Below are 20839 nucleotides of genomic sequence, written 5' to 3'. Positions count from 1 at the left end.
CGTTATCTTCTCTCGCGTTCTGATCTCGAGGTCTTGGACTAGTTGTGTACGTGCAGCGGCTTGCCGGCCAGGGCCAGCATCGCCTCACCCATGGCCTCGGACTGGGTCGGGTGTGCGTGGATGAGCTGGGCGACCTCTGCGGGCAGGGCCTCCCAGTTGTAGATCAGCTGCCCTTCCGTGACGAGCTCGCCGATGCGCCGGCCCACCATGTGGACACCGACGACCGGGCCGTCCTTCTGGGCGATGACCTTCACGGCGCCTGAGGTGCCGAGGATCTGGCTCTTGGGGTTTCCCGCGAGGTCGTAGACCTGCTCGACGATCTCGATGCCGCGCTCGGCGGCCTGCGCCGAGGTGATCCCGACGGAGGCCACCTCGGGGTCGGAGTAGGTGATGCGGGGCACGCCCGCGTAGTCGATGGGCGGCGGGTTGAGGCCGGCGATGTGCTCGGCCACCATGATGCCCTCCGCGAACCCGGCGTGCGCGAGCTGCAGGGTCGGGATCAGGTCGCCGATGGCGTAGACGCCGGGCACGGAGGTCCGGCAGTGCTCGTCGACCACGACCGCGCCGCGCTCGATGGCGACGCCCTGCTCCTCGAAGCCCATGCCCGCCGAGACGGCGCCCCGCCCGACCGCGACGAGCAGCAGCTCGGCGTCGAGGGTCTTGCCGTTGGCCAGGGTGACGACCACGCCCGTCTCGGTGGTCTTGGCGCTGTCGAAGAAGACGCCCAGCTCGTACTTGATCCCGCGGCGGCGGAAAGCCCGCTCCAGCAGCTTGGAGCTGGACTCCTCCTCGGTCGGCAGCAGGTGCGGCAGCGCCTCGACGATCGTGACCTCGGCACCGAACGAGCGGTAGACGCTGGCGAGCTCGACGCCGATCACGCCGCCGCCCAGGACGATGACGGACGTGGGCACGCGGTCCATCTTGAGGGTGTGCTCGCTGGTGATGACGCGCTCGCCGTCGATCTCCAGGCCCGGCAGCGTCTTGGGCGCCGAGCCGGTGGCCAGGACGAGGTTGCGGCCCTCGTAGACCTCCGAGCCCACCTGGACGCGGTTGGGCCCGACCATGCGGCCCTCGCCCTCGACGATCGTCACGCCCGCGGCCTTCAGCAGGCCCTGCACGCCCTTCCAGGCCCGCGTCACGATCTTGTCCTTGAACGCGTGCACGCCCGGCACGTCGATGCCGTCGAAGCGCGCCTTGACGCCGTACGACTCGCTCTCGCGGGTCTCGTCGGCGACCTCGGCGGAGTGGAGCAGGGCCTTCGTGGGGATGCATCCCCTGTGGAGGCAGGTGCCGCCGATCTTGTCCTTTTCGATCAGCGCGACCGACTTGCCCAGCTCAGCCGCCCGAAGCGCGCAGGCGTAACCGCCGCTGCCGCCACCTAGGACGACGATGTCATAGGCCACAGGAAGGCTCCTTGTCGGGGTGTTCGTGATGCCGTCATCTTTTCATTTGTTTCAGATGCTCGCGTGCCGCTCTGCGAGTCCGATGAGTGTGCGGGTGATGGCGCCCGTGCCGCCCTTGGGGGTGTAACCGTACGGCTCGCCCTTGTTGAACGCGGGGCCGGCCATGTCGATGTGGGCCCAGCGCACGCCCTCGGGCACGAACTCCTTCAGGAAGATCCCCGCCGCCAGCATGCTGCCCCAGCGCTCCGGCTGGAGGTTGGCGATGTCGGCGACAGGCGAGTCGAGGCCCCTGCGCAGCTCCTCGGGGAGCGGCATGCCCCACGCGCCCTCGCCCGCGGCCTGGGCGGACTCGACGACCAGCTCCCTGACGGCGTCGTCGTTGGCCATGACGCCGGCCGTGCGCCAGCCCAGCGCGACGATCTGGGCGCCGGTGAGGGTGGCCACGTCGACGATCAGGTCGGGCTGGTCCTCGGCGGCCCTGGCGATGCCGTCCATGAGCACCAGGCGGCCCTCGGCGTCGGTGTCGAGCACCTCGACGGTCTTGCCGCTGTAGCTGTGGATGACGTCGGAGGGGCGCTGCGCGGTGCCGCTCGGCAGGTTCTCCGCCAGGCAGAGGTAGCCGACGGCGTTCACCGGCAGGCCGAGCCTGGCGATGCCGATCATGGCGCCGAGCACCGCGCCCGCGCCGCCCATGTCGGACTTCATCCAGTCCATCGCCGCCGACGGCTTGAGCGACAGGCCGCCCGAGTCGAACGTGATGCCCTTGCCCACGAACGCCAGTCGCTTGCCGGCCTCCGGGTGGGTGTAGGACAGGCGGACCAGGCGCGGCAGATTGGCCGAGCCCTGGCCGACGCCGACGATGCCGCCGTAGCCGCCGTCCTTGAGCTGCTTGTCGTCGAGCACCTCGACGGTCAGGCCGACCTTGTTGCCCTCCTGCTCGGCGATCTCGGCGAACTTGGCCGGCCACAGGTCGGAGGGAGGCGTGTTGACCAGGTCGCGGACCAGGGCGACCGAGTCGGCCAGGACGCCGGCGCGCTCGGCGACGGAGTCGGACTGGCCCGAGACCACGGTGAGCTCGTCGACCGGCGCCTTCTGCTCGCCGTCCGTGCGGTAACGGGAGAAGGCGTACGCGCCGAGCAGCGCGCCGAGCGCGACGGCCTCGGCCTCCTCGGGGGTCTCGGCGGGCAGGGCGAGCGCGGCCCTGGCGGTGCCGGCGAGGGAGCGTACGGCGGCGCCGGCGGCGCGGCGCAGGCCCTCGGCGTCGGCGGAGTCGCCCAGGCCCACCGCGACCAGCAGGGGAGCGGCTATGGCGCCGAACGTGGGCAGCTTGACCAGCTCACCTGCCTTGCCGGAGAAGGCGACGGCCTTGAGGGAGTCGGCGAGCTTGCCGCCGAAGGCGGCGTCAAGGGAGTCGGAGCCCGTGGTGGCCCGTGGGCCTTCCGGGCCTGACCTGAAGCCGACGATCAACGCGTCGGTGTCAACCGAGACTGGATCTGCTGAGTTCAGCCGCACAGTGGTCACGTAAACCGATGCTATCCAGGTCTTCTACGTACTCACAAACAGGGGTTCATCCTACCAATCGCGCTGCCTGGATGATGGTGCTATTGTCATTAGCACCATGTTGCTGACATTGGATCTGAACGACGCGCGGCCCCTGCACGAGCAAGTGGCGGGCGCGATCCGCCGCGCCATCGGCGAGGGCTCGTACCGCCCCGGCGAGCGCCTGCCTCCGGCCCGTGATCTGGCGCAGGTTCTCGGCATCAACCCCAACACGGTGCTGCGCGCGCTGCGCGACCTGCGGGACGAGGGGCTGCTGGAGTTCAGGCGCGGCCGGGGGGTCAGCGTGGCGGGGCGGGCGGACGGCCGCGCCCTGCTCGCGCAGCGGGCGCGCGAACTGCTGGAGGAGGCCAGGAAGTACGGCTACGGCCGCGAGGACCTCATCACCATCCTGGAGGAACTGCCATGAATCCCCGAGTCACCGCAGTCACCTGGGGGCTCGCCGTCACCGTCGCGCAGGTCGCGCTGCCGCTGTCGCTGCGGTCCCGGCTACCCAACCCGCTGGCCACGCACTGGGGTGTGGGCGGCGGGGCCGACAGTTCGATGTCCTTCCCGGCGTACGTCGCGATGGAGACGCTGTTCTGGGCGGTGCCCTGGCTGGTCGCGCTGGTCGTGTGCGAGCGGGCCCGGACCCGCAGGCTCGGCCGGACGGTGTGGTGGGGGACGCTGTTCGGGCTGGGCGTGCTCGCGCTCGGCATGAACGTCACGACCGTGCTCGCCAACCTCGACGCCCCCGGCTGGGCGGCGGCCAGGCTGCCGGGCTGGCAGGTGGTCACGGTCGTCGCCGCCTTGGTCGTCGCCGCCGGGCTCGCGGGTTACCTGGGCAGGGGCGCGCCGGACGAGGCGGGCCCCGCAGGGCACCTGCCGCCCCGCCTCCGGCTCAGGGCCGGGCAGCGGACGGTGTGGGTCGGCCACGTCGCCAACCGGTGGATGAACCTCGTCACGCTCGCCGCACTGGCCGCCGCCGGCGTGCTGGGCCTGCTCTGGCTCGCGGGCCCGGTGCCAGGCGCGCAGGCGGCCTCGGTGGCGCCCGGGCTCGTCCTCGTGGCGGCGGCCGGGGCGCTGACCACGTCCCTGTCCGTACAGGTCGGTGACGACCGGATCGCCCTGCGGTTCGGCCCGCTGGGCTGGCCGGTGCGGACGATCCCCTTGTCGCGGATCCAGTCGGCCTGGTCGGAGACCCTTCGCCCGAGTCAGGTCGGAGGCTGGGGCTTCCGTGGGCTGCCCGGTAGCGCCACCATCATGCTGCGCGGCGGCGAATGCCTGGTCGTCGGCTACCGCTCCGGCGGCCGGCTGGCGATCAGCGTCGACGACGCCGAACGCGGCGCATCCCTCATCAACGCCCTCATCGCGGAGCGAGTCCAGACATGAGAAGACCTTTGCTCATCTTCACCGTCCTGACCTTCGGGTTGTCGTGGGCGGTGGTGCTGCCCCTGTGGTTCGGCGGCGGGCTCGGCTCGCCGCTGATGACGGTGCTCGGTGGGCTGATGATGTTCACCCCGAGCGTGGGCGTGCTCGGTGTGTGGGCCGTCTCGCGCACGCCGTTCCGCCAGTGGGTCAGGCAGACCGGCCTCACGTTCGGTGAGCGCAAGGGCCGCACCGCCGTGCTGATGCTGACGGCCTGGCTGGGCGTGCCGCTGCTGACGTTCCTGGCCCTCGGGATCAGCGCCGCCGTCGGGCTGGTCTCGTTGGACGTCGATCACCTCAGCCTGCTGCGGGCCACCTGGCGGGCGCGCGGCGTCGAGGCGCCCGCCGATCTGAGCACGGTGGCCATCACGCAGATCGTGATAGCCGTCGTGGCCGGGCCCATCCTGAACGGGATCCCGGCGCTGGGGGAGGAGTGGGGCTGGCGCGGCTGGCTGGTGCCGAGGCTCGTGTCCACCAACGGCATGCTCGCCGGGCTGCTGCTGTCGGGCTTCATCTGGGGGCTGTGGCACGCCCCGCTGACCTTGCTCGGCTACAACTACCCGAGGCTGGGCTCCTGGGCGGCCCTGGTCTTCATCGGCTTCTGCGTGCTGCTGGGGGTCGTGATGGGGTGGCTGCGGCTCCGCACGGGGAGCGTGTGGCCCGGGGTCGTGGCGCACGCCTCGGTGAACGCCATCGCCGCGGTCGCGCTGCTGCTGGGCGACGCCGCCGCGCCGCCGAACGAGCTGCTGGCCGGGATCACCGGCGTGGTCGGCTGGGTGCTGCTCGCGCTGCTCGGCGCGGCCCTGCTGCGCTTCTATCCGGTACGCCCGGAGCCTGTCGGGCCGCTCGCGCCCGCCGAGCCGGTCAGCTGACGTAGCGGAGCAGCACGCTCACCGCCAGCGTGGCGGCCACGGCGGTCTCCACGAGCGCGCCGAGCACGTCCCCCGTGATCCCGCCGAGGCGCCGCCGCGCGTGCCTGAGCAGCAGCAGAGCGGCGCCCAGCCCGGCGAGCAGGCCGAGCGGGAGCACGAACACGCCGTACGGCGCGGAGACACCCGGCGGCGCGGCGACGGCGAGCAGGGCGGCCAGGGTGACGAGCCAGGCGGTGGGGCGGCGTACGGTGCCCGCGACCATCGCACCGAGCCCGTCGCTCCGGGCGGCGGGGACGCCCGCCCGGCAGGCCCACGTCAGCGCCAGCCGCCCCGCCACGCAGGCCGTCACGAACGCCGCGAACCCGGCCTCGGCCGCCGCGACGACCTGGATGAGCAGCGTCAGCACCAGGGTCATCACGCCGAACGGCCCGATGTCCGACTTTTTCATGATGTCGAGCGCCTCGGCGGCGGGCTTGCCGCTGCCCAGGCCGTCCGCCAGGTCGGCGAGCCCGTCCAGGTGCAGCCCCCGGGTCAGCACGGCCAGCAGCCCGACCGCCAGCGCCGCCCCCAGCAGCGGCGGCGGTCCGGGCAGGAGCAGCGGCAGCCCGGCGATCAGGCCGAGGACGAGTCCCACGGCCGGGGCCAGCGCCATCGCGTGCCCCGCGACCTCCCGATCCACCCGCTCGACCCGTACGGGGAACACGCTGAGCGTGCCGACCGCGAGCTTCAGCCCTTCCCCAAGCCGCATATTGGACGATCGTAGGCCCACTAGTGTGGCGGGATGCACGTGGTTGAACTCGAAGACGTAGGTGTCCGGGTTGTCGGCAAGTCACTGCTGGTCGGCGTCGATTGGCAGGTCGACTACGGCGACCACTGGGTGATCCTCGGCCCCAACGGCGCGGGCAAGACGACACTGCTCTCGCTCGCGGGCGCCGTACGGCATCCCAGCGAGGGCACGGTCAAGGTGCTCGGCCACAAGCTCGGCCGGGTGGACATGCGGGAGCTGCGCCGCCACATCGGCCTGGTCGCGGCCAGCCAGCGGCTGATCGACGAGGAGCTGTTGGAGCAGGAGGGGGCGACCGCGCACACCGTGGTGCTCACCGGGCACACGGGGACGAGCGTTCCGCTCTGGGACAAGTACGGCGACGGCGAGCGGGAGCGGGCCCACCGGCTCCTGGCCGACCTGGGCTGCAAGGACCTGGCGGACCGGCCCTTCCGGGTCTGCTCACAGGGCGAGCGGGCCAGGATCAGGGTGGCCAGGTCGCTCATGGGGGACCCGGCGGTGCTGCTGCTCGACGAGCCGTTCGCGGGGCTCGACCTGCCGTCCAGGGAAGACCTCATCACCGCCGTCGAGGACCTGGCCGCGACCCGGCCCGTCCTCACCACCGTGACGGTCACCCACCACCTGGAGGAGGTGCCCGCGACGACCACGCACGCCATGCTCATGCGCGACGCCAGGGTGCTGGCCGCGGGCCCGGTGGACGACGTGCTCACCCCGGCCAACCTCTCCGACTGCTTCGGCCGCCCGCTGCACGTGGACCGCCTCGACGGCCGCTGGTACGCCAGAGCCGTCCGCCCCTGACCGCTCCCAGTCCGCCACTCACCCGACTTCTCCGACACGGGCGGGACGTCCGCCTGCTCGTCCGGGCTGGTCTGGCCCCGGCTGGTGCCGATCGCGTAAGACCCGACTGTCCGCCGGACAGCCAGGCAGCGTGAGCCAGGAATCCCCGCCCTCAGGCAGGGGAGCAGTCAAAGCTCGAGCAGGCGTCCGGTGACCACCAGCGCCACGTAGTCGGATTCCGTGGCGAGGCGTTCGTTGAGTCGTCCGAGCGCGTCCCTGAACGCCCGCCCGCTGGCCGAGGCGGGCACCACGCCCATCCCCACCTCGTCGGACACCGCCACGATCCGCGCCGGCGCCTGCCGCCACGCCGCCACGAGCGCGTCACAGCGCTCGGCGACCGGAGCGCGATCCCCCTCCCAGGCCCCGTGCTCGTCGAACACCGCCGCCAGCCACGTCCCGAGCCCGTCGACCAGCAGCGGGGTGGAGGCGTTCCGGATGGCCTCGGAGAGGTCGGTGGTCTCGACGGTGGTCCAGTGCGCGGGCCGCCGCTTCCGATGCGCCCGCACCCGCGCCGCCCATTCGTCGTCCCCCGCACCGCCCGGTCCTGTCGCGACATAAGTGACGTACGGCTCCGCCGCCAGCCGCAGCTCCGCCTCCGCCGACTTCCCCGACCGTGACCCGCCCAGCAGTAGCGCCCGCCGCGGCGCCCCGCCCTCCGGGAGGGCGGGTGAGGGCCGGCCGGGCTCGATCTCCAGTTCCGTCCCGTCGGGAACGGCGAGCGCGCCCCACAGCCGCAGCCGCCTGGCCAGCTCCTCCTCCGAACGGACGCGGTGATCCAGCCCTACGGCGACCACCAGGGTCCGGTCGTCCGCCAGCCCCGCCCGCCGCAGCTCCCCGAGCCGTTCCGGCCGGTCGAGCAGGTCGATCAGCACCAAGTCGTACCGGGCGGACCCGTCCGCGGGCACCGTCGGACCCGCCGGGAGGCAGAGCAGCCGGGAGCCGTCCGGGCAGACCAGGCCCAGCCCTCCGGCGCAGGCCCGGTAGCCGGGCGGCAGGCTCTCGAAAGGGAACCGGACCACGCCGTCGACGACGACCTCGAAGGGGCGCCGGTGGGCGGACGGGAGACCGGCGCACGAGGCGCACCGGCAGCCGGGCTCCGGCCACCCTGTCGCGCCCGCCGTACCGGAGAGAAGCAGCTTCACCGCGCCGAGCGTACAAACTGCGGCACGTCCCGCCCGCGTCAGGGGTGTGGGAACGTTCCAGGACGGCGATGGGCGGCTCTGGAACGGCGGCGGACCGCCACCACGGCGCCGGCGGTCAGCAGGGCGACCGCGCCCGCGCCGCCCGCGATCAGCGTGCCCGGCAGACCGGACCTGGCAGCGGGGGCGGCGGCCGTCAGGTCGGTGCCGTCCTCCTCCCTGGACGGGTAGCCGGAGACCGCCACCACGGCTCCCCGGGCGTTCACGCGGACCTTGGCGACGGAGGCGAGGAGCTGGGCGGTGGTGGCGTCCTCGGCGCCCGTGACGCACGTCAGCACCCCTTGGCCGGGAGGCCGCTCGCCGGGATACGCGTCGGCGTCACCGTCGCCGAAGTCCACCGCCACCACCACGCGCTTGTGGCCGGACGCGGCCGTGTCCTTGCCGCACACCGCCTGGAACGACGGCAGGTCCCCGCCGGGCGACTCGCCCGCCGCCCCGTCCGGAGCCCCTTCAGGAACCGCGGAGAAGCGCCACCCGATGACGGAGCCGTCCGGCGGGGAGTACGCGGCCGTCGCGGCCAGCCAGGCCGTGCCGTCGCTCTGCCACACGCCCCACGCCCGCGCGGCCCCTGGATCGGCGAGCGCGGAGCAGGGGAAGGAGAACAACGCGGCCGCTCCGAGGACGGCTCCGGCCGCAACACGATACGCGCGCAGCATCGATTGACCTCCAAGCTCGGGAGTAAGGTTCCAGTGCCTGCGGAGGGTGCACAGGCGAACCGCGGAAAAGGAGCGTATGGCATGACATGGCGGTGGCGTTATGAAAATGCAAATGGTGGTGAGGTGACGGATCGCCCTTTGCCGCGAGAAGTTTTCCCGAGCCAGGCGGACGCGGAGTCCTGGCTCGGCGAGAACTGGCGTGACCTGCTCGAATCGGGAGTCGAGCAGGTGGCATTGCTCGATGAGGACCGCGTGGAGTACACGGGATTGTCATTGCGGTCCGAGTGATTTCCGGTAATGGAAAAACCCCTTGAGCGCCATTGTGGCTCAAGGGGTTTTGTCTGGGACGCGTTACGGGCGGGTGCGCGGGCTCTGCGTCTTGGACGGGTCGCGCTCCACGACCGAGCCGAGCACGTCGTCGATCCGCTTCAGCACGTCGGCGTCCAGCTTGACGCCCGAGGCCTTGACGTTGTCGCGCACCTGCTCGGGGCGGCTGGCGCCGACGATGGCGCTGGAGACGTTCGGGTTCTGCAGCACCCAGGCGACGGCCAGCTGCGCCATGCTCAGCCCGAGGTCGGCGGCGATCGGCTTGAGCTCCTGGACGCGGGTCAGCACGTCGTCGTTCATGAAGCGGGCGATCATGGCGCTGCCGCTGTCGTCGGTGGCCCGCGAGCCCTCCGGCGGCTGCTGCCCGGGCAGGTACTTGCCCGTGAGGACACCCTGGGCGATCGGCGACCAGACGATCTGGCCCACGCCCTCCTTCTCGCTGAGGGGCACGATCTCGCCCTCGATGATCCGCCACAGCATCGAGTACTGGGGCTGGTTCGAGACGATCCGGTCGAAGCCCATCTCGTCGGCGATCTTCAGGGCCTGGGCGATCTGGTCGGCGTTCCACTCGCTGACGCCGACGTAGAGGACCTTGCCCTGGCGCACGAGGTCGTCGAACGTCTTGAGCGTCTCCTCGAGCGGCGTCTCGTAGTCGAAACGGTGCGCCTGGTACAGGTCGACGTAGTCGGTCTGGAGGCGGCGCAGCGAGCCGTTGATGGACTCGGTGATGTGCTTGCGTGACAGGCCGCGGTCGTTCTGGCCGGGGCCGGTCGGCCAGTAGACCTTCGTGAAGATCTCCAGCGACTCCCTGCGCACGCCCTTCAGCGCGCGGCCGAGCACCTCCTCGGCCTTCGTCGCCGCGTAGACGTCCGCGGTGTCGAACGTGGTGATGCCCTCGTCGAGCGCCGCGCGCACGCACTGCTGGGCGGCGTCCTCCTCGACCTGGGAGCCGTGGGTCAGCCAGTTTCCGTAACTGATCTCGCTTACTTTGAGACCGCTGCGACCGAGGTGTCGGAATTCCATGACTCCGACCTTAATGCCGACCCATGTGGTGATCGGTTTCGGGATAGGGTGCGCGACGTGCTGAAGCTCGTACGGCTGGCGCTGACGGCGGTCATCCTGACCGCGATAGCGGTACGGCTGCGCCGCCGCGCCCAGATGCCCGACAGGCAGCCCCCACCACCCCCGCCGAGCCCGGCGAAGGGCACGCGGATGGGCCTGGCGTGGGCCGCCATCGCGGGGATCGTGACGCTGACGCTGGCGGCCGCCATGATCCCCACGGAGGCACAGGAGGCGGCCGAGTCGCGGTGGCGCGCGTACCAGGCCGAGCAGGCGGCGGTCACGGCCGAGCTGGAGCGGTTGCCCACTGCCACCGCCGCGCCGGCCGTCACAGTAACTCCGTCGCCGGCCCCCACCTGGCCGCCAGTCGAGATCCCCGACCCCAACTGCTCGCCCGCCCGGCGCCCGGCCACGGTGCGGCCGGTCGACCCGGAGGTCAAGCGGGCCGTGGACCGGCAGTGGCGGCGGATCGAGCGGTGGCTGAAGGCGAACGCGCCCCGGACGTACCGGACACTGGCCGGACCCGGCAGGGCGCGCACGATCGCGATCGCCGAGTCGCAGATGGGCGTGGACTTCCCCGACGACCTGAAGGCCTCGCTCCTGCGCCACAACGGCTCGCGCGGACGATCGGTCTTCGGCTTCTGGTTCGACGGCGCGGACGCGCTCGGCGTCCGCGAGATCAGGGACACCTGGCGCTGGCTCTGCTCCTGGGAGCGCACCGACCTCGGTGACGATCCCGCCACCGAATACTGGAACGGCCGGATGATCCCGTTCCTCCATTTCGCCGAGCGCGACTCGGAGGACATGGAGTACGCCGTGGTCGACTCCGCCGGGGGCGCCGTCGGATGGGACGACACGATCTCCGGCATGGCGCCTCGCCTGCCGTCCACGTACGCGCTGCTGCGGGCCGTCGCCGACGCCCTGGAGCACGGCAGGGCGGTAGACGGCTGGCGGCCCGCCGTCCAGCGAGGGGCGCTGCGCTGGGACGACAGCCCGTGAAAGCGGCCGGTGCGGCTACTTCTTGGGCGGCACCGGCTTGCCGCCCGGCAGCACCGTGGGCGGCGGGAAGCGGAGCTTGCGGATCTGCAGGGCCCGCATCGCCGCGTAGAAGCCCACGCCTCTGACGCTCTCGTCGGGCAGTTTGGCCGCCACCTCCTTCTTCACCTTCCAGGCCACGTAGACCGAGGTGAACAGGACGCCGATCATCATGATCGGCCAGCCGATGGTGACCACGTAGCCCAGCACCTGGGCGCGGACCGCCATCGGCCACGGAACCCAGGTCGCCAGCAGGATCAGTAGCGAGAAAGGCAGGAAATACTGGCTCGGCAGCCGCCGGGAGTCGACCCATTCACGCGCGAACTTGCGCGCAGGGCCCTTGTCACGAGCGGGAAAATACCTCTCGTCACCTGCGAGCATGCCCTTTCGGGCCCTGTCACGCTCGGCGGCCTGCTTGGTCCGCATCTGGCGATAGGCCTCTTTGCGGTCTTTGGGCGCGTGGACCGGCTGGCGCCGCCGGCTCTCCTGATCACGGCGCTTGGGTGTGGGCCGACCTTTACCCTGGGGCTTAGGATCGTCATCGGGGACGGGGGTGTCGTCCACGGAGGTTTGGGAACGGCGTCGCAACACGACGTCAACCCTACCTGGACTGCAACTTAGTGACGCCCTCGTGCGTTATGCGTAGGGTAATCCCAAGGCGGCTGCGCTGCATTGGGTGAACACCAGCACGACCTAGAAGGGGACGGCCGACGCGCATGAGCGTGATGAAGAGACTTTCGATGATCTTCAAGTCCAAGGCCAACAAGGCTTTGGACAAGATGGAGGACCCGCGCGAGACCCTTGACTACTCCTACCAGCGGCAGCTCGAGCTGCTGCAGAAGGTGCGCAGGGGTGTGGCCGACGTCGCCACGTCGCGTAAGCGGGTCGAGCTCCAGATAACCGGCCTCGAGAAGACGGCCCAGCGCTACGAGGACCAGGGCCGCAAGGCGCTGTCCGTGGGGCGCGAGGACCTCGCCCGCGAGGCGCTGCAGCGGCGGTCCAATCTGCAGGCGCAGATGGCCGACCTCAAGGTGCAGCACGACAACCTGCAGGCCGAGGAGGAGAAGCTGACCACGGCTTCCCAGCGGCTGCAGGCCAAGGTCGACGCCTTCCGTACGAAGAAGGAGACGATCAAGGCCACCTACACCGCCGCCGAGGCGCAGACCCGCATCAACGAGGCGTTCTCCGGCATCTCCGAGGAGATGGGCGACGTCGGCCTGGCGATCCAGCGCGCCGAGGACAAGACGGCGCAGATGCAGGCCCGCGCGGGCGCGATCGACGAGCTGCTGGCCAGCGGCGCGCTCGACGACTTCACCGGCACCCGCGGCGACGACATCCAGGCCGAGCTCGACCGCATGGGCGGCGGCATGGACGTCGAGCTGGAGCTGGCCAGGATGAAGGCCGAGCTGGGCCAGGGTCCCGCGCCGCGCTCCGCCATCGAGCAGGGCCAGCAGCAGGCCCAGCCGCAGCCGCAGCAGCACGGCCAGAGCAACACCCAGCAGCTTCGCCAGCCTGGGGAGGGCGCATGATTGTCAGGATCATGGGCGAGGGCCAGGTGCAGATCTCCGCTGAGGACATCGCGGTGCTCAACGAGCTCGACAACGAGCTCGAGGCGGCCATCGAGGTCGGCGACGAGCCGGTCTTCCGCACGAAGCTGCACGCCCTGCTCGACAAGGTGCGCCAGGTCGGCAAGGCGCTTCCCGACGACAGCCTTGAGCCGTCAGAGCTGATCCTTCCCCCCGCGGACGCCTCGATCGAGGAGGTCCGGGAGATGCTGGGCGACCAGGGCCTCATCCCGGGCTGATCACCGTGGGCACGCGGTACGCGTCCGACCGCGGGCTGACCGCCCGCATGGCCGTGACGATGTTCCTGCTCGGGTTGCTCTATGTCGTTTTCGTCGGCGTCCTGATCGCCCTCGGCGTGCGGGCGCTGACCGTGCTGGTGATAGCCGGGGGTCTGCTGTTCGTGCAGTACTTCCTGTCCGACCGCATCGCGCTGTTCGCGATGCATGGGCGGGAGGTCTCGCCGCAGGAGGCTCCCGAGCTGCACGGCCTGATCGACCGGCTGTGCGCGCTCGCCGACATGCCCAAGCCGCGGGTGGCGATCGCGGATTCCGACGTCCCCAACGCGTTCGCCACCGGCCGCAACCAGAAGAGAGCCGTCGTCTGCGTGACGACCGGCATCCTGCGCCGCCTCGAGCCTCAGGAGCTCGAAGGCGTGCTCGCCCACGAACTGTCGCACGTCGCCCACCGCGACGTCGCCGTCATGACGATCGCCTCGTTCCTCGGCATCCTGGCGGGGCTCATGACCAGGTTCGCCCTCTACACGGGGCTCGGCGGACGCCGCAGCGACAACCAGGGCGGCGTGCCCGTCGGCCTGATCATCCTGATCGTCTCCGTCGTCGTGTACGCCATCAGCTTCCTGCTCACCCGGGCCCTGTCGCGCTACCGCGAGCTGTCGGCCGACCGCGCGGGCGCGCTGCTCACCCAGCGCCCGTCCGCCCTGGCCAGCGCGCTGGTGCGGATCAGCGGCGACATGGCCAGGATCCCGACGCAGGACCTGCGCGAGGCGGCGCCGTTCAACGCCTTCTACTTCGCCCCGGCGGCCCGCCCGGGTGAGTCGCTGGCGAACCTGTTCTCCACCCACCCGTCGCTCGAACGGCGGCTGGAGCAGCTGACGAACATCTCCAAACAGCTCGGAAGGGGCTGACCCGGCATGGGCTGGCTCGACGCGCTGCTCGGCCGCTCGAAACCGGTCAAACCCAACCTCGACGCGCTGTTCGCCCTGCCGTCCGCCGCCGTGACGCTGCAGGCCGCGACCGGGCTCGTGCCCACCGGCCTCGGCTCGGTGGCCTTCAGGGCCGCGGAGGGCGGCGCGTTCGCCACACTCGAACGCGACGTCAAGGCGCTGCTCGGCGAGCGCGTCGAGGAGTCGCACGACTCGTACGGCTACACCTGGCTTCTGGTGCGCCGCTCGCCCGACCAGCTCGGCGACCTGGTCACCGAGATGCACGCGGTCAACTCGTCGCTGGAGTCGGCCGGGTTCGGCCCCTCCTTGCTCTGCTCGCTGGTCTCCTTCGCCGGCCAGGACGACGGCGGTCGCCTGTCGATCGTGTACCTGTACAAGCGCGGCACCTTCTACCCGTTCGCCCCGCTCCCCGGGCAGCGGCGGGACAACGCGCTCGAACTTCAGGTGAGAGGCGTCCTGGAGGGCGAGCTGCCGCTGGAGAAGGATCTCAGCCGCTGGTTCCCGGTCTGGGGCGCGCCCGGCCTCTGACAGCACGTAATGTCACTTAAGGTGATCTAATGCTCACGTGGAGCGAAGGTTGTACGTGCTCGCGGCCTGCGCGCTCATCGTGGCGGCGGTGCTGGGCAGCGCGTGGATCACCGGCCAGTTCACCACGCCGGAGGTCGACAGGACCGACGGGTACGTCAGCGAGCTGGCCGCCCGCGACCAGCCGTGGACGCGGCTGTTCCGGGTCAGCGACGTGCTGTCGGGGCTGGCGTGCGCGTTCGGGGTGGCGATGGTGCCGAGGTCGGCGCGCGAGGGGCGGGGCTGGCTGGCGCTGGCCGCCTTCGGGCTGCTCAACCTCGCGACCGGGCTGTTCCCGCTGGACTGCGCCGAGCTGAGCGACCCGTCCTGCGGGCGGCGGACGATGTCGTCCGCGCACTACGCGCACCTGCTGGCGGGCGTGCTGGCCACGGCCGCCGCGCTGGTCGCGATGGCGCTGCTCAGCTCGCGGTGGCGCTCGTGGGTGTCGTGGCTGTTCACCTGGCTGGGGCTGGCGGCCACGCTGCTCGTGCTGGCCGCGCACGCCGACGGGCACGGCGTGGGGATCGCGCACCGGGCGCAGCTGACCGCGTTCGCGATCTGGCTGGTGTACGCGGCGCTCCACCTGCTCGTCTCGGACGACGTGACCGCCCGCGTGTCGGCGCCGCCGGAGGAGCCTCGGCCGCACGTGGTCGAGCAGGGCGCCGGTCCCGCCGTGATCGTCGCCGCCGGGCTCGGGGGCGCCTGGTACCACTGGGACGCGGTGGCCGCGCGGCTGGCCGCGACCCATCGCGTCATCCGCTTCGACCGGCCGGGCCTCGGCCTCAGCCCGTGCTCGCCCGACCCGCCCACCCTGTACGGCGAGGCCGCCCGCCTGGCCGCGCTGGCCCCCGCGCACCCGGAACGGGTGACCGTCGTGGCCCAGGGCGTGGGCTGCTGGCACGCGGAGGCGTTCGCCAGGCTGCACCCGCTCCGCGTGGCCGGGCTCGTCCTGGTCGACCCGGCAGGAGTCCGGGAGCGCACGCCGTTCGCGCCGGCCGCGGGCGCCTGCCGGTGGCTGCCGGCGCTGGGCGGCACGTGGGGCGCGACGGCCCTGGCCCGCCTCGCGGGGCCTCCGGCGCACCGGCTGCTCACCGGGATGCGCGACCCGTACGGCGTCTACCGCGTGGGCAAGGTGTCCGCCGCGGTCGCAGGGGAGTGGCTGGCCCGCCGCGACATGGTCGCCGACCTGCACCGGATGAGGGCGGACCGGCCGCTGCCCGACGTGCCGGTCACGGTGATCAGCACGGGCGCGCGCGACGCCGTCCGCCTGGCGGGCCTGCTGTCCGCCCGGCTCGTACGCCTGCCGCAGTGTGGCCGCCGGATCCTGCTGGAGAACCCTCAGGCGATCGCCGACGCCGTCCCGGACGGATGACGGTTTCCTCGGCGCACGGTCTGTGCGCCCTAGGATCGATGCGGGACCCGTATCCGAGGGGGTTGGTGTGGATATCACCGTCATCGGCGAAGGCGCGGTCCTGGCCGCGCCCGACATCCTGCGGCTGCACGCGGGCGTCGAGGTCCGCAGGGCCTCCGCCGCGGAGTCCTTCGCCGCCGCCAGATCCGCCGCCGCGCGGCTGGCCGAGACGCTGGCCCGGGCAGGCGTCGCCGCCGAGGACGTGCGGACGGTGGAGCTGTCGCTGGGGCCGGAGTACGAGGCGTACCCCAAGGTGGCCGCCTACCGGGCCGTCCAGGGCGTGGAGGTGATCGTCCGCGACCTGTCGCGGGCCGATCATGTCATCGACACGGTGGCCGGGGTGGGGGAGGAGGCCAGGCTGAACGGCGTGGCGTTCGAGGTGTCCGACCCGTCGGGCTTCCTGAAGGAGGCCAGGGCGAGGGCGTTCCGGGACGCCGCCGCCAAGGCCGCCCACTACGCCGAGCTGGCCGGCCGCCCGCTGGGCCGCGTGGTCTCGGTGAAGGAGGAGATCGGGCGCGGCCCGCAGCCGATGCGGCTGGCTGCGGCGGTGGCGGAGGCCGGCGCCTCGGTCAGCCCCGGCCGGGAGACACTCACGGTCAACGTCCAGGTCGGCTACGACTTCGGTTGAGAACATGCGCCCTGTCAGCCGACAGGGTCGGATGACAGGGCGCACGGATCTCACATCGGGTTCCGCTTGAGGAACGCGTGCGCGGCCTCGCCGACGGCCACCGGGTTCATGCTCTGCAGCCCGTGCGTGGCGTTGGGGATGCCGCACCGCTCCGCCTGCGGCAGCCAGTTCATGAGGAAGCGCTGCGCGTCGCGGAACCCCGGCATCACCGACTCGCTGTCGAGGCCCATCACGGCCAGCACCGGCATGTCCGGCTTCCGCGTGACCAGCTGGTCGGCCTCCGACGGCTTGAAGCCCCACTGCGAGATCGCCGGGAAGTCCACCGTAAAGGTCGTGTCGACGCACGCCTCGACGCGGTCCCACACGTCGAGCGGCCCGGTCATCTCCACCGCGGGCAGGAAGCTCGGCCCGCACACCGCCTCCATGTAGAGCTGCGCCGCGCCGAGCTTGTCGCCCGTCTCGTACAGCTTCATCGCGTTCATGAAGGCGTCGACGTTGGCGCTGATCGCGTCCGGCGCCTCACGCGGCAGGTACGGCTCCAGCAGGATCGCGCTGTGCGCCCGCTCCGGGTAGGACAGCAGGAACTGGAAGGCGATCACGCCGCCGAAGGAGAAGGCCATGATGTGCGCCTTCTCGATGCCCAGGTGGTCGAGCAGCTCGGCGACGTGCTGCGCGCCGCCCTCGATGCTCAGCTCGGGCTTGTCCAGCGTGCTGCCGTTGTAGCCGGCCCGGTAGTAGCTGATGAGCTGGTAGTCCTGCAGCAGCGGCGGGTAGAACCGCATGGGGGTGATGAGGCTGTCGGCGATGCTGGTGCCGTGGATGCACAGCACGGGCTCGCCCTCGCCGATCACCGTGTACCTGAGCTCGGCGTCGGTCACCGGCGCCCGCAGGTCGTGGTCGACGTTCCATTCGCGCCCGATGTACAGGGCGTTTCGCATCATGGCTTGCGCTCCAATCCGACCAGGAGGCCGGTCTCGTCGAGGCTGGGCACGAGGTCGAAGACGAGGAACTCCAGGTAGTACCGGCCCCACAGCAGGCCCCAGAGCGGGAACCGCTCGTTGAACTCCTCGCCGCGCTCGCGCGCCAGCCGCGCCTCCAGCTCCCAGACCAAGGCGTTGAACTCCTGCGCGGTGAACGGCTGCCCGGCGGCGGCGGCGGCCGCGATGACCGCGTCCTTGGATTTGTCCTTGAGCCGGTCGACCAGATCGGGCCGCTCGGCCAGGCCGCGCAGGAACCCGATGACGTTCCCTTCGCTCATGCCAGCTCCTCGGGGGAGTAGCGGGCGACCACGTGGTCGACCAGGTAGTCGAGGTAGCGCGTGCCCCACATGTGCCGCCACAGGGTGCTGCTCCCGTCGAACGGCTCCTTGTCCTTGTGGATGACGACATCCGCCTCCAGCCGGCCGATGACCCGCTCGGCGTCGGCCTCGGTGAAGGCGAACCCGTCGTTGCGGGCGTGGAACAGGACCCGGGTGAGGTCCATGGGGGAGTAGCGGGCCAGCAGCTCGGGATCCGACCGCGCCGCATCCAGGAACCTGACGAACTCCGACTCGGACACGGCTAGCTCTCCAGCGCGTGCCGGATGACGTCGTCGATGGCCTTCACGTCGGGCTCGGCCAGCCCGAACGTGGCCAGATGGCCGTAGACGCTGTCGATCTGACGGAACGTCGCGCCGGGGATCCACTCGGCGTACTGCCTGAGCTCGTCCGGCGGGAACAGCGCGTCGCCAGTGAAGGCGGCGATCGTGGTCTTCGCCTTGATCCGGCCCAGGACCTCACGCAGGGACTCGCCCCTGGCCCCCGGCCAGGCGAAGCGGGCCTTGCGGGCCTGGGTGACCACGTCGTTGGGGTCCTGCGGGAGCCAGAAGCCCTCCCAGAAGCCCTCGACGAACGCGTCCACGCTGTCGAAGCCCAGCGTGCGCCAGACCTCGGAGCTGTCGTAGTAGAACGTGCGGGGCGGGGCGGTCAGCGCCGAGCCGTGCGCGACCCGGGCCAGGCCGCCGCTGACGCTCGCCGCGTACGCGTAGCCGCCGTCGGCGTAGTTCGGGTCCGCGGTGATGGGCTCCTCCACCACCGTCTTCAGCCAGAGCTTCGTCCACGGTGGCGGGGTGGGCGCCCCGGCGATGGGGGCGATGCTCCGTACGAGGTCGCCGAAGCGCAGCGCCCACTCGTACACCTGGATCGCGCCGATCGACCAGCCGAGCGCCAGCCGGATCTCGCGCACGCCGAACACCTCCTCCAGCAGCCGCTGCTGGGCGATGACGTCGTCGGCGACGGTGACGGCGGGGAAGGGTCTCGCCGGGGTGTTGCTCGGCGCGGAGGACGGCGGGAGGCCGAAGTGGCCGGGCAGCACGATGAAGTGGGTGCGGGGATCGAGCGCACGGTTCTCGCCGATCCAGCCGTTGAGCACCTCGGGGGGAGCGCCGAGGAAGGTCGGGAACACGACCACGTTGTCCTTGGCCTGGTTCAGCTCACCGAAGGTCTGGTACGCCAGCCGGGCACCGGGAAGCGTGTCGCCTGAGGTGAGCCGGAAGTCGCCGAGCTCGAAGGTGTTCATTCCTGGCTCCAAACGTCGGTCACGCGTCGAACCGCAGAATCGTCTTGATGTTCTTGCCGGACCTGAAGTCGTCCGCCGCGGCCTGGATGTCGGCGAAGTCGTACTCTCTGATGAGCGGCTGCACGGGCAGCCGGCCGCCGCGGATCAGCCGCGCCAGCAGCGGGATGAGCCGGTCGGGGTCGCTGTCGCCCTCGCAGACGCCGAGGATCCGCCGCCCCGGCAGCAGCCGGTGCACGTCGACCGAGACCTCCACCCCGTACGGCGGAGCGCCCACGACGGCCACCGCGCCGCGCGGGGCGAGCGCCTCGATGCCGGCGCGCAGCACCTCGGGGTTGCCCACCGCCTCGACCACGTAGTCGACGCCGGCGCCGCCGGTGATCTTCCGTAGCTCGCCGGCCAGGTCCAGGCCGGTCGAGTCGACGGTGTGGGTGGCGCCGATCTTGGCGGCCAGCTCGAGCTGCGCCGCCTGCCGGCCCACGGCGATGATCTGGCTGACCGGGGTGAGCGCCGCGCCCATGATGGCGGCCAGGCCCACCGCGCCCGTGCCGATCACCGCGATGGACGTGCCGGGCTCCGGGCGCAGCGTGTTCCACACCGCGCCGGTGCCGGTCTGGACGCTGCAGGCCAGCGGGGCCAGCAGCTCGAACGGCAGGTCCGGGTCGACCTTGACGACGCTGCGCTCGTCGGCGATGGAGTGGCGGGCGAACGACGACTGGCCGAAGAACCGCCCGCCGAGCGCGACTCCGCCCCTGCTGATCGGCGAGCTGCCGTCGGCGCGCTTGCCGCCGATGAGGTTCTGCGGGATCCAGGTCGTGCAGTAGGCGGGGTGGCCGACCCGGCAGGAGGCGCAGCTCCCGCACGAGGTGAAGGTGAGGACGACGTGGTCGCCCGGCTTGACCTTGGTCACGCCGGGGCCGGTCTCCTCCACGACGCCGGCCCCCTCGTGCCCGAGCACGCCCGGCAGCGGGAACGGGATGTGCCCCGCCGCCACCGTGAGGTCGGTGTGGCAGATGCCGGCGGCCTTCATCCGGACGAGGATCTCGCCCTCGCGCGGGGCGTCCAGCTCGACGTCCCGGAGCGTGAACGCCGCTCCCGGCGATTCGACGACTGCGGCTTGGGTGGTGGTCACGAGGGTCTCCGATCGTCGGGGCTGAGGGTGTACGAGCTCGTGACGTGGGTCCACTCCGCCGGCCCCCACTCCGCGCCGTCCCCGACCTGGGGCGGAGCTCCGACCACGCGGACGACGTAGTAGTCGAGCAGGCCGGGGGCGCGGCGGGTCCAGATCGAGCCGAGCTCGTCGTGGTGGCGCTGGCCGAAGTAGAGCCTGTCGCCGTCCCGGCCGTGCGAGCGGGCCAGGCCGAGCAGGTCGTACTCCCGCGGGCACTCGTCCACGCCCGGCAGGTCCAGGATCGAGCAGCCGCCGTGGGAGACGTCCTGCCACTCGCCGAGCCGCCAGTGACCGTCGCCCGCCTTCACCTCGTCGGCGCCGGCGACGAGCCCGGTGTCGAACAGGCGCAGGCAGACCTTGGTCCGGGAGAAATCGGCGTCGCGCGCGCCGGGGGTCCGCTCACTCGGCCCGAGCAGCTGGAACATGCCCGTGATGATGAGCTCGAAGAGCCGGCTGTCGCAGCCGGGGTCCTTGTAGGCGTTGAAATGAATGGCCCAGAAAGGACTGTGCAGCCAGAAGTCGTCCACCCCGAATATTCCTGGGAATACTTCGGCGGCGACCGGGCTGCGCCATCGGCCGGAGAGTTCCTCGACCATGAATTCGGCGCTGGTTTCCATCACACCTCGCAT

The 20839-nt window shown here is 71.5% G+C and carries 25 protein-coding genes; 12 read left to right on the top strand and 13 right to left on the bottom strand.

Features of this window, described 5'->3' with window-relative positions; genetic code table 11:
- Positions 1-38: 38 nt before the first annotated feature.
- Positions 39-1403: a dihydrolipoyl dehydrogenase gene (gene lpdA / locus ABD830_RS06205; protein WP_344985413.1), complete on the bottom strand. Its 1365-nt coding sequence runs from the start codon at positions 1401-1403 to the stop codon at positions 39-41.
- A 51-nt stretch (positions 1404-1454) separates the two neighbouring features.
- Positions 1455-2924 (bottom strand): leucyl aminopeptidase, encoded by a 1470-nt coding sequence (locus ABD830_RS06200; protein WP_344985412.1) that lies wholly within the window; start codon positions 2922-2924, stop codon positions 1455-1457.
- Between the two features lie 97 nt (positions 2925-3021).
- On the opposite strand from ABD830_RS06200, the gene ABD830_RS06195 reads away from it, so the two are divergent.
- From ABD830_RS06195 to ABD830_RS06185, 3 genes are read left to right on the top strand one after another with little or no spacing between them, the layout of a single operon-like run.
- Positions 3022-3369, top strand: coding sequence for a GntR family transcriptional regulator (locus ABD830_RS06195; RefSeq protein ID WP_344985411.1), 348 nt, complete (start codon positions 3022-3024; stop codon positions 3367-3369).
- A complete protein-coding gene (locus tag ABD830_RS06190; RefSeq protein ID WP_344985410.1) occupies positions 3366-4331 on the top strand; it encodes a hypothetical protein in 966 nt (321 codons plus the stop codon). Before ABD830_RS06195 ends, ABD830_RS06190 begins: the two co-directional genes overlap by 4 nt.
- Positions 4328-5239, top strand: a complete 912-nt coding sequence (locus ABD830_RS06185) for a CPBP family intramembrane glutamic endopeptidase (RefSeq protein ID WP_344985409.1) — start codon at positions 4328-4330, stop codon at positions 5237-5239. Before ABD830_RS06190 ends, ABD830_RS06185 begins: the two co-directional genes overlap by 4 nt.
- On the opposite strand, the gene ABD830_RS06180 is transcribed toward ABD830_RS06185, so the two are convergent.
- Positions 5232-5987, bottom strand: a complete 756-nt coding sequence (locus ABD830_RS06180) for an adenosylcobinamide-GDP ribazoletransferase (protein WP_344985408.1) — start codon at positions 5985-5987, stop codon at positions 5232-5234. The genes ABD830_RS06185 and ABD830_RS06180 overlap by 8 nt on opposite strands.
- A gap of 33 nt (positions 5988-6020) precedes the next feature.
- Here ABD830_RS06180 and ABD830_RS06175 point away from each other — a divergent pair, with 33 nt between their 5' ends.
- The gene (locus ABD830_RS06175) at positions 6021-6821 is read left to right on the top strand and encodes an ABC transporter ATP-binding protein (protein ID WP_344985407.1); all 801 of its coding nucleotides are present in this window, start codon (positions 6021-6023) and stop codon (positions 6819-6821) included.
- Between the two features lie 167 nt (positions 6822-6988).
- Here ABD830_RS06175 and ABD830_RS06170 read toward each other — a convergent pair whose 3' ends face one another.
- Together ABD830_RS06170 and ABD830_RS06165 are read right to left on the bottom strand one after the other, a co-directional pair.
- Positions 6989-8002 (bottom strand): bifunctional adenosylcobinamide kinase/adenosylcobinamide-phosphate guanylyltransferase, encoded by a 1014-nt coding sequence (locus ABD830_RS06170; protein WP_344985406.1) that lies wholly within the window; start codon positions 8000-8002, stop codon positions 6989-6991.
- Between the two features lie 38 nt (positions 8003-8040).
- Complete coding sequence (locus tag ABD830_RS06165; protein WP_344985404.1) at positions 8041-8715, bottom strand: SCO2322 family protein; 675 nt, start codon at positions 8713-8715, stop codon at positions 8041-8043.
- 81 nt (positions 8716-8796) lie between these two features.
- On the opposite strand from ABD830_RS06165, the gene ABD830_RS06160 reads away from it, so the two are divergent.
- Entirely contained in the window at positions 8797-9003 is a 207-nt protein-coding gene (locus tag ABD830_RS06160) for a hypothetical protein (RefSeq protein ID WP_344985403.1), read from the top strand.
- 63 nt (positions 9004-9066) lie between these two features.
- Here the strand turns inward: ABD830_RS06160 and ABD830_RS06155 are convergent, their stop codons facing one another.
- The gene (locus ABD830_RS06155) at positions 9067-10065 is read right to left on the bottom strand and encodes an aldo/keto reductase family protein (protein WP_344985402.1); all 999 of its coding nucleotides are present in this window, start codon (positions 10063-10065) and stop codon (positions 9067-9069) included.
- Positions 10066-10122: 57 nt separating this feature from the next.
- Here ABD830_RS06155 and ABD830_RS06150 point away from each other — a divergent pair, with 57 nt between their 5' ends.
- The gene (locus ABD830_RS06150) at positions 10123-11100 is read left to right on the top strand and encodes an SMI1/KNR4 family protein (protein ID WP_344985401.1); all 978 of its coding nucleotides are present in this window, start codon (positions 10123-10125) and stop codon (positions 11098-11100) included.
- A 15-nt stretch (positions 11101-11115) separates the two neighbouring features.
- Here the strand turns inward: ABD830_RS06150 and ABD830_RS06145 are convergent, their stop codons facing one another.
- Entirely contained in the window at positions 11116-11700 is a 585-nt protein-coding gene (locus ABD830_RS06145; RefSeq protein ID WP_344987641.1) for a DUF3043 domain-containing protein, read from the bottom strand.
- A gap of 152 nt (positions 11701-11852) precedes the next feature.
- Between ABD830_RS06145 and ABD830_RS06140 the strand changes: the two genes are divergently transcribed.
- The 6 genes from ABD830_RS06140 to ABD830_RS06115 all read left to right on the top strand — a co-directional run bounded on the left by ABD830_RS06140 (position 11853) and on the right by ABD830_RS06115 (position 16487).
- A complete protein-coding gene (locus tag ABD830_RS06140) occupies positions 11853-12665 on the top strand; it encodes a PspA/IM30 family protein (RefSeq protein ID WP_344985400.1) in 813 nt (270 codons plus the stop codon).
- The gene (gene pspAA / locus ABD830_RS06135; RefSeq protein ID WP_344985399.1) at positions 12662-12940 is read left to right on the top strand and encodes a PspA-associated protein PspAA; all 279 of its coding nucleotides are present in this window, start codon (positions 12662-12664) and stop codon (positions 12938-12940) included. The genes ABD830_RS06140 and pspAA overlap by 4 nt, the downstream gene beginning before the upstream one ends.
- A 5-nt stretch (positions 12941-12945) precedes the next feature.
- Complete coding sequence (htpX, locus tag ABD830_RS06130; RefSeq protein WP_344985398.1) at positions 12946-13845, top strand: zinc metalloprotease HtpX; 900 nt, start codon at positions 12946-12948, stop codon at positions 13843-13845.
- Between the two features lie 6 nt (positions 13846-13851).
- Complete coding sequence (gene pspAB, locus ABD830_RS06125) at positions 13852-14412, top strand: PspA-associated protein PspAB (RefSeq protein ID WP_344985397.1); 561 nt, start codon at positions 13852-13854, stop codon at positions 14410-14412.
- A gap of 37 nt (positions 14413-14449) precedes the next feature.
- Entirely contained in the window at positions 14450-15820 is a 1371-nt protein-coding gene (locus ABD830_RS06120; RefSeq protein ID WP_344985396.1) for an alpha/beta fold hydrolase, read from the top strand.
- 67 nt (positions 15821-15887) lie between these two features.
- Complete coding sequence (locus ABD830_RS06115; protein WP_344985394.1) at positions 15888-16487, top strand: SIMPL domain-containing protein; 600 nt, start codon at positions 15888-15890, stop codon at positions 16485-16487.
- 50 nt (positions 16488-16537) lie between these two features.
- Here ABD830_RS06115 and ABD830_RS06110 read toward each other — a convergent pair whose 3' ends face one another.
- The 6 genes from ABD830_RS06110 to ABD830_RS06085 are packed head-to-tail and all read right to left on the bottom strand — an operon-like array spanning position 16538 to position 20839.
- The gene (locus ABD830_RS06110; RefSeq protein WP_344985393.1) at positions 16538-17428 is read right to left on the bottom strand and encodes an alpha/beta fold hydrolase; all 891 of its coding nucleotides are present in this window, start codon (positions 17426-17428) and stop codon (positions 16538-16540) included.
- Positions 17425-17745 carry a Nif11 family protein gene (locus ABD830_RS06105; RefSeq protein WP_344985391.1) on the bottom strand — a complete coding sequence of 107 codons (321 nt, stop codon included), beginning with the start codon at positions 17743-17745 and terminating at the stop codon, positions 17425-17427. The genes ABD830_RS06110 and ABD830_RS06105 overlap by 4 nt, the downstream gene beginning before the upstream one ends.
- Positions 17742-18044, bottom strand: a complete 303-nt coding sequence (locus tag ABD830_RS06100) for a Nif11-like leader peptide family natural product precursor (RefSeq protein WP_344985390.1) — start codon at positions 18042-18044, stop codon at positions 17742-17744. The genes ABD830_RS06105 and ABD830_RS06100 overlap by 4 nt, the downstream gene beginning before the upstream one ends.
- Positions 18045-18046: 2 nt before the next feature.
- The gene (locus ABD830_RS06095) at positions 18047-19042 is read right to left on the bottom strand and encodes an alpha/beta fold hydrolase (protein ID WP_344985389.1); all 996 of its coding nucleotides are present in this window, start codon (positions 19040-19042) and stop codon (positions 18047-18049) included.
- 19 nt (positions 19043-19061) lie between these two features.
- The gene (locus ABD830_RS06090) at positions 19062-20171 is read right to left on the bottom strand and encodes an NAD(P)-dependent alcohol dehydrogenase (RefSeq protein WP_344985388.1); all 1110 of its coding nucleotides are present in this window, start codon (positions 20169-20171) and stop codon (positions 19062-19064) included.
- The gene (locus ABD830_RS06085) at positions 20168-20839 is read right to left on the bottom strand and encodes a hypothetical protein (protein WP_344985387.1); all 672 of its coding nucleotides are present in this window, start codon (positions 20837-20839) and stop codon (positions 20168-20170) included. Before ABD830_RS06085 ends, ABD830_RS06090 begins: the two co-directional genes overlap by 4 nt.

This window comes from Nonomuraea helvata (genome assembly GCF_039535785.1).
Lineage (GTDB): Bacteria > Actinomycetota > Actinomycetes > Streptosporangiales > Streptosporangiaceae > Nonomuraea > Nonomuraea helvata.
Note: the sequence above shows the minus strand (reverse complement) of the source record. Positions and strands in the feature narration are given on the sequence as shown.

Coding starts and splice junctions, on each gene's coding strand:
- ABD830_RS06195 (WP_344985411.1), top strand. CDS start 3,022: ATGTTGCTGACATTGGATCTGAACGACGCGCGGCCCCTGCACGAGCAA.
- ABD830_RS06190 (WP_344985410.1), top strand. CDS start 3,366: ATGAATCCCCGAGTCACCGCAGTCACCTGGGGGCTCGCCGTCACCGTC.
- ABD830_RS06185 (WP_344985409.1), top strand. CDS start 4,328: ATGAGAAGACCTTTGCTCATCTTCACCGTCCTGACCTTCGGGTTGTCG.
- ABD830_RS06180 (WP_344985408.1), bottom strand. CDS start 5,987: ATGCGGCTTGGGGAAGGGCTGAAGCTCGCGGTCGGCACGCTCAGCGTG.
- ABD830_RS06175 (WP_344985407.1), top strand. CDS start 6,021: ATGCACGTGGTTGAACTCGAAGACGTAGGTGTCCGGGTTGTCGGCAAG.
- ABD830_RS06165 (WP_344985404.1), bottom strand. CDS start 8,715: ATGCTGCGCGCGTATCGTGTTGCGGCCGGAGCCGTCCTCGGAGCGGCC.
- ABD830_RS06160 (WP_344985403.1), top strand. CDS start 8,797: ATGACATGGCGGTGGCGTTATGAAAATGCAAATGGTGGTGAGGTGACG.
- ABD830_RS06155 (WP_344985402.1), bottom strand. CDS start 10,065: ATGGAATTCCGACACCTCGGTCGCAGCGGTCTCAAAGTAAGCGAGATC.
- ABD830_RS06140 (WP_344985400.1), top strand. CDS start 11,853: ATGAGCGTGATGAAGAGACTTTCGATGATCTTCAAGTCCAAGGCCAAC.
- pspAA (WP_344985399.1), top strand. CDS start 12,662: ATGATTGTCAGGATCATGGGCGAGGGCCAGGTGCAGATCTCCGCTGAG.
- pspAB (WP_344985397.1), top strand. CDS start 13,852: ATGGGCTGGCTCGACGCGCTGCTCGGCCGCTCGAAACCGGTCAAACCC.
- ABD830_RS06110 (WP_344985393.1), bottom strand. CDS start 17,428: ATGATGCGAAACGCCCTGTACATCGGGCGCGAATGGAACGTCGACCAC.
- ABD830_RS06105 (WP_344985391.1), bottom strand. CDS start 17,745: ATGAGCGAAGGGAACGTCATCGGGTTCCTGCGCGGCCTGGCCGAGCGG.
- ABD830_RS06095 (WP_344985389.1), bottom strand. CDS start 19,042: ATGAACACCTTCGAGCTCGGCGACTTCCGGCTCACCTCAGGCGACACG.
- ABD830_RS06085 (WP_344985387.1), bottom strand. CDS start 20,839: ATGCGAGGTGTGATGGAAACCAGCGCCGAATTCATGGTCGAGGAACTC.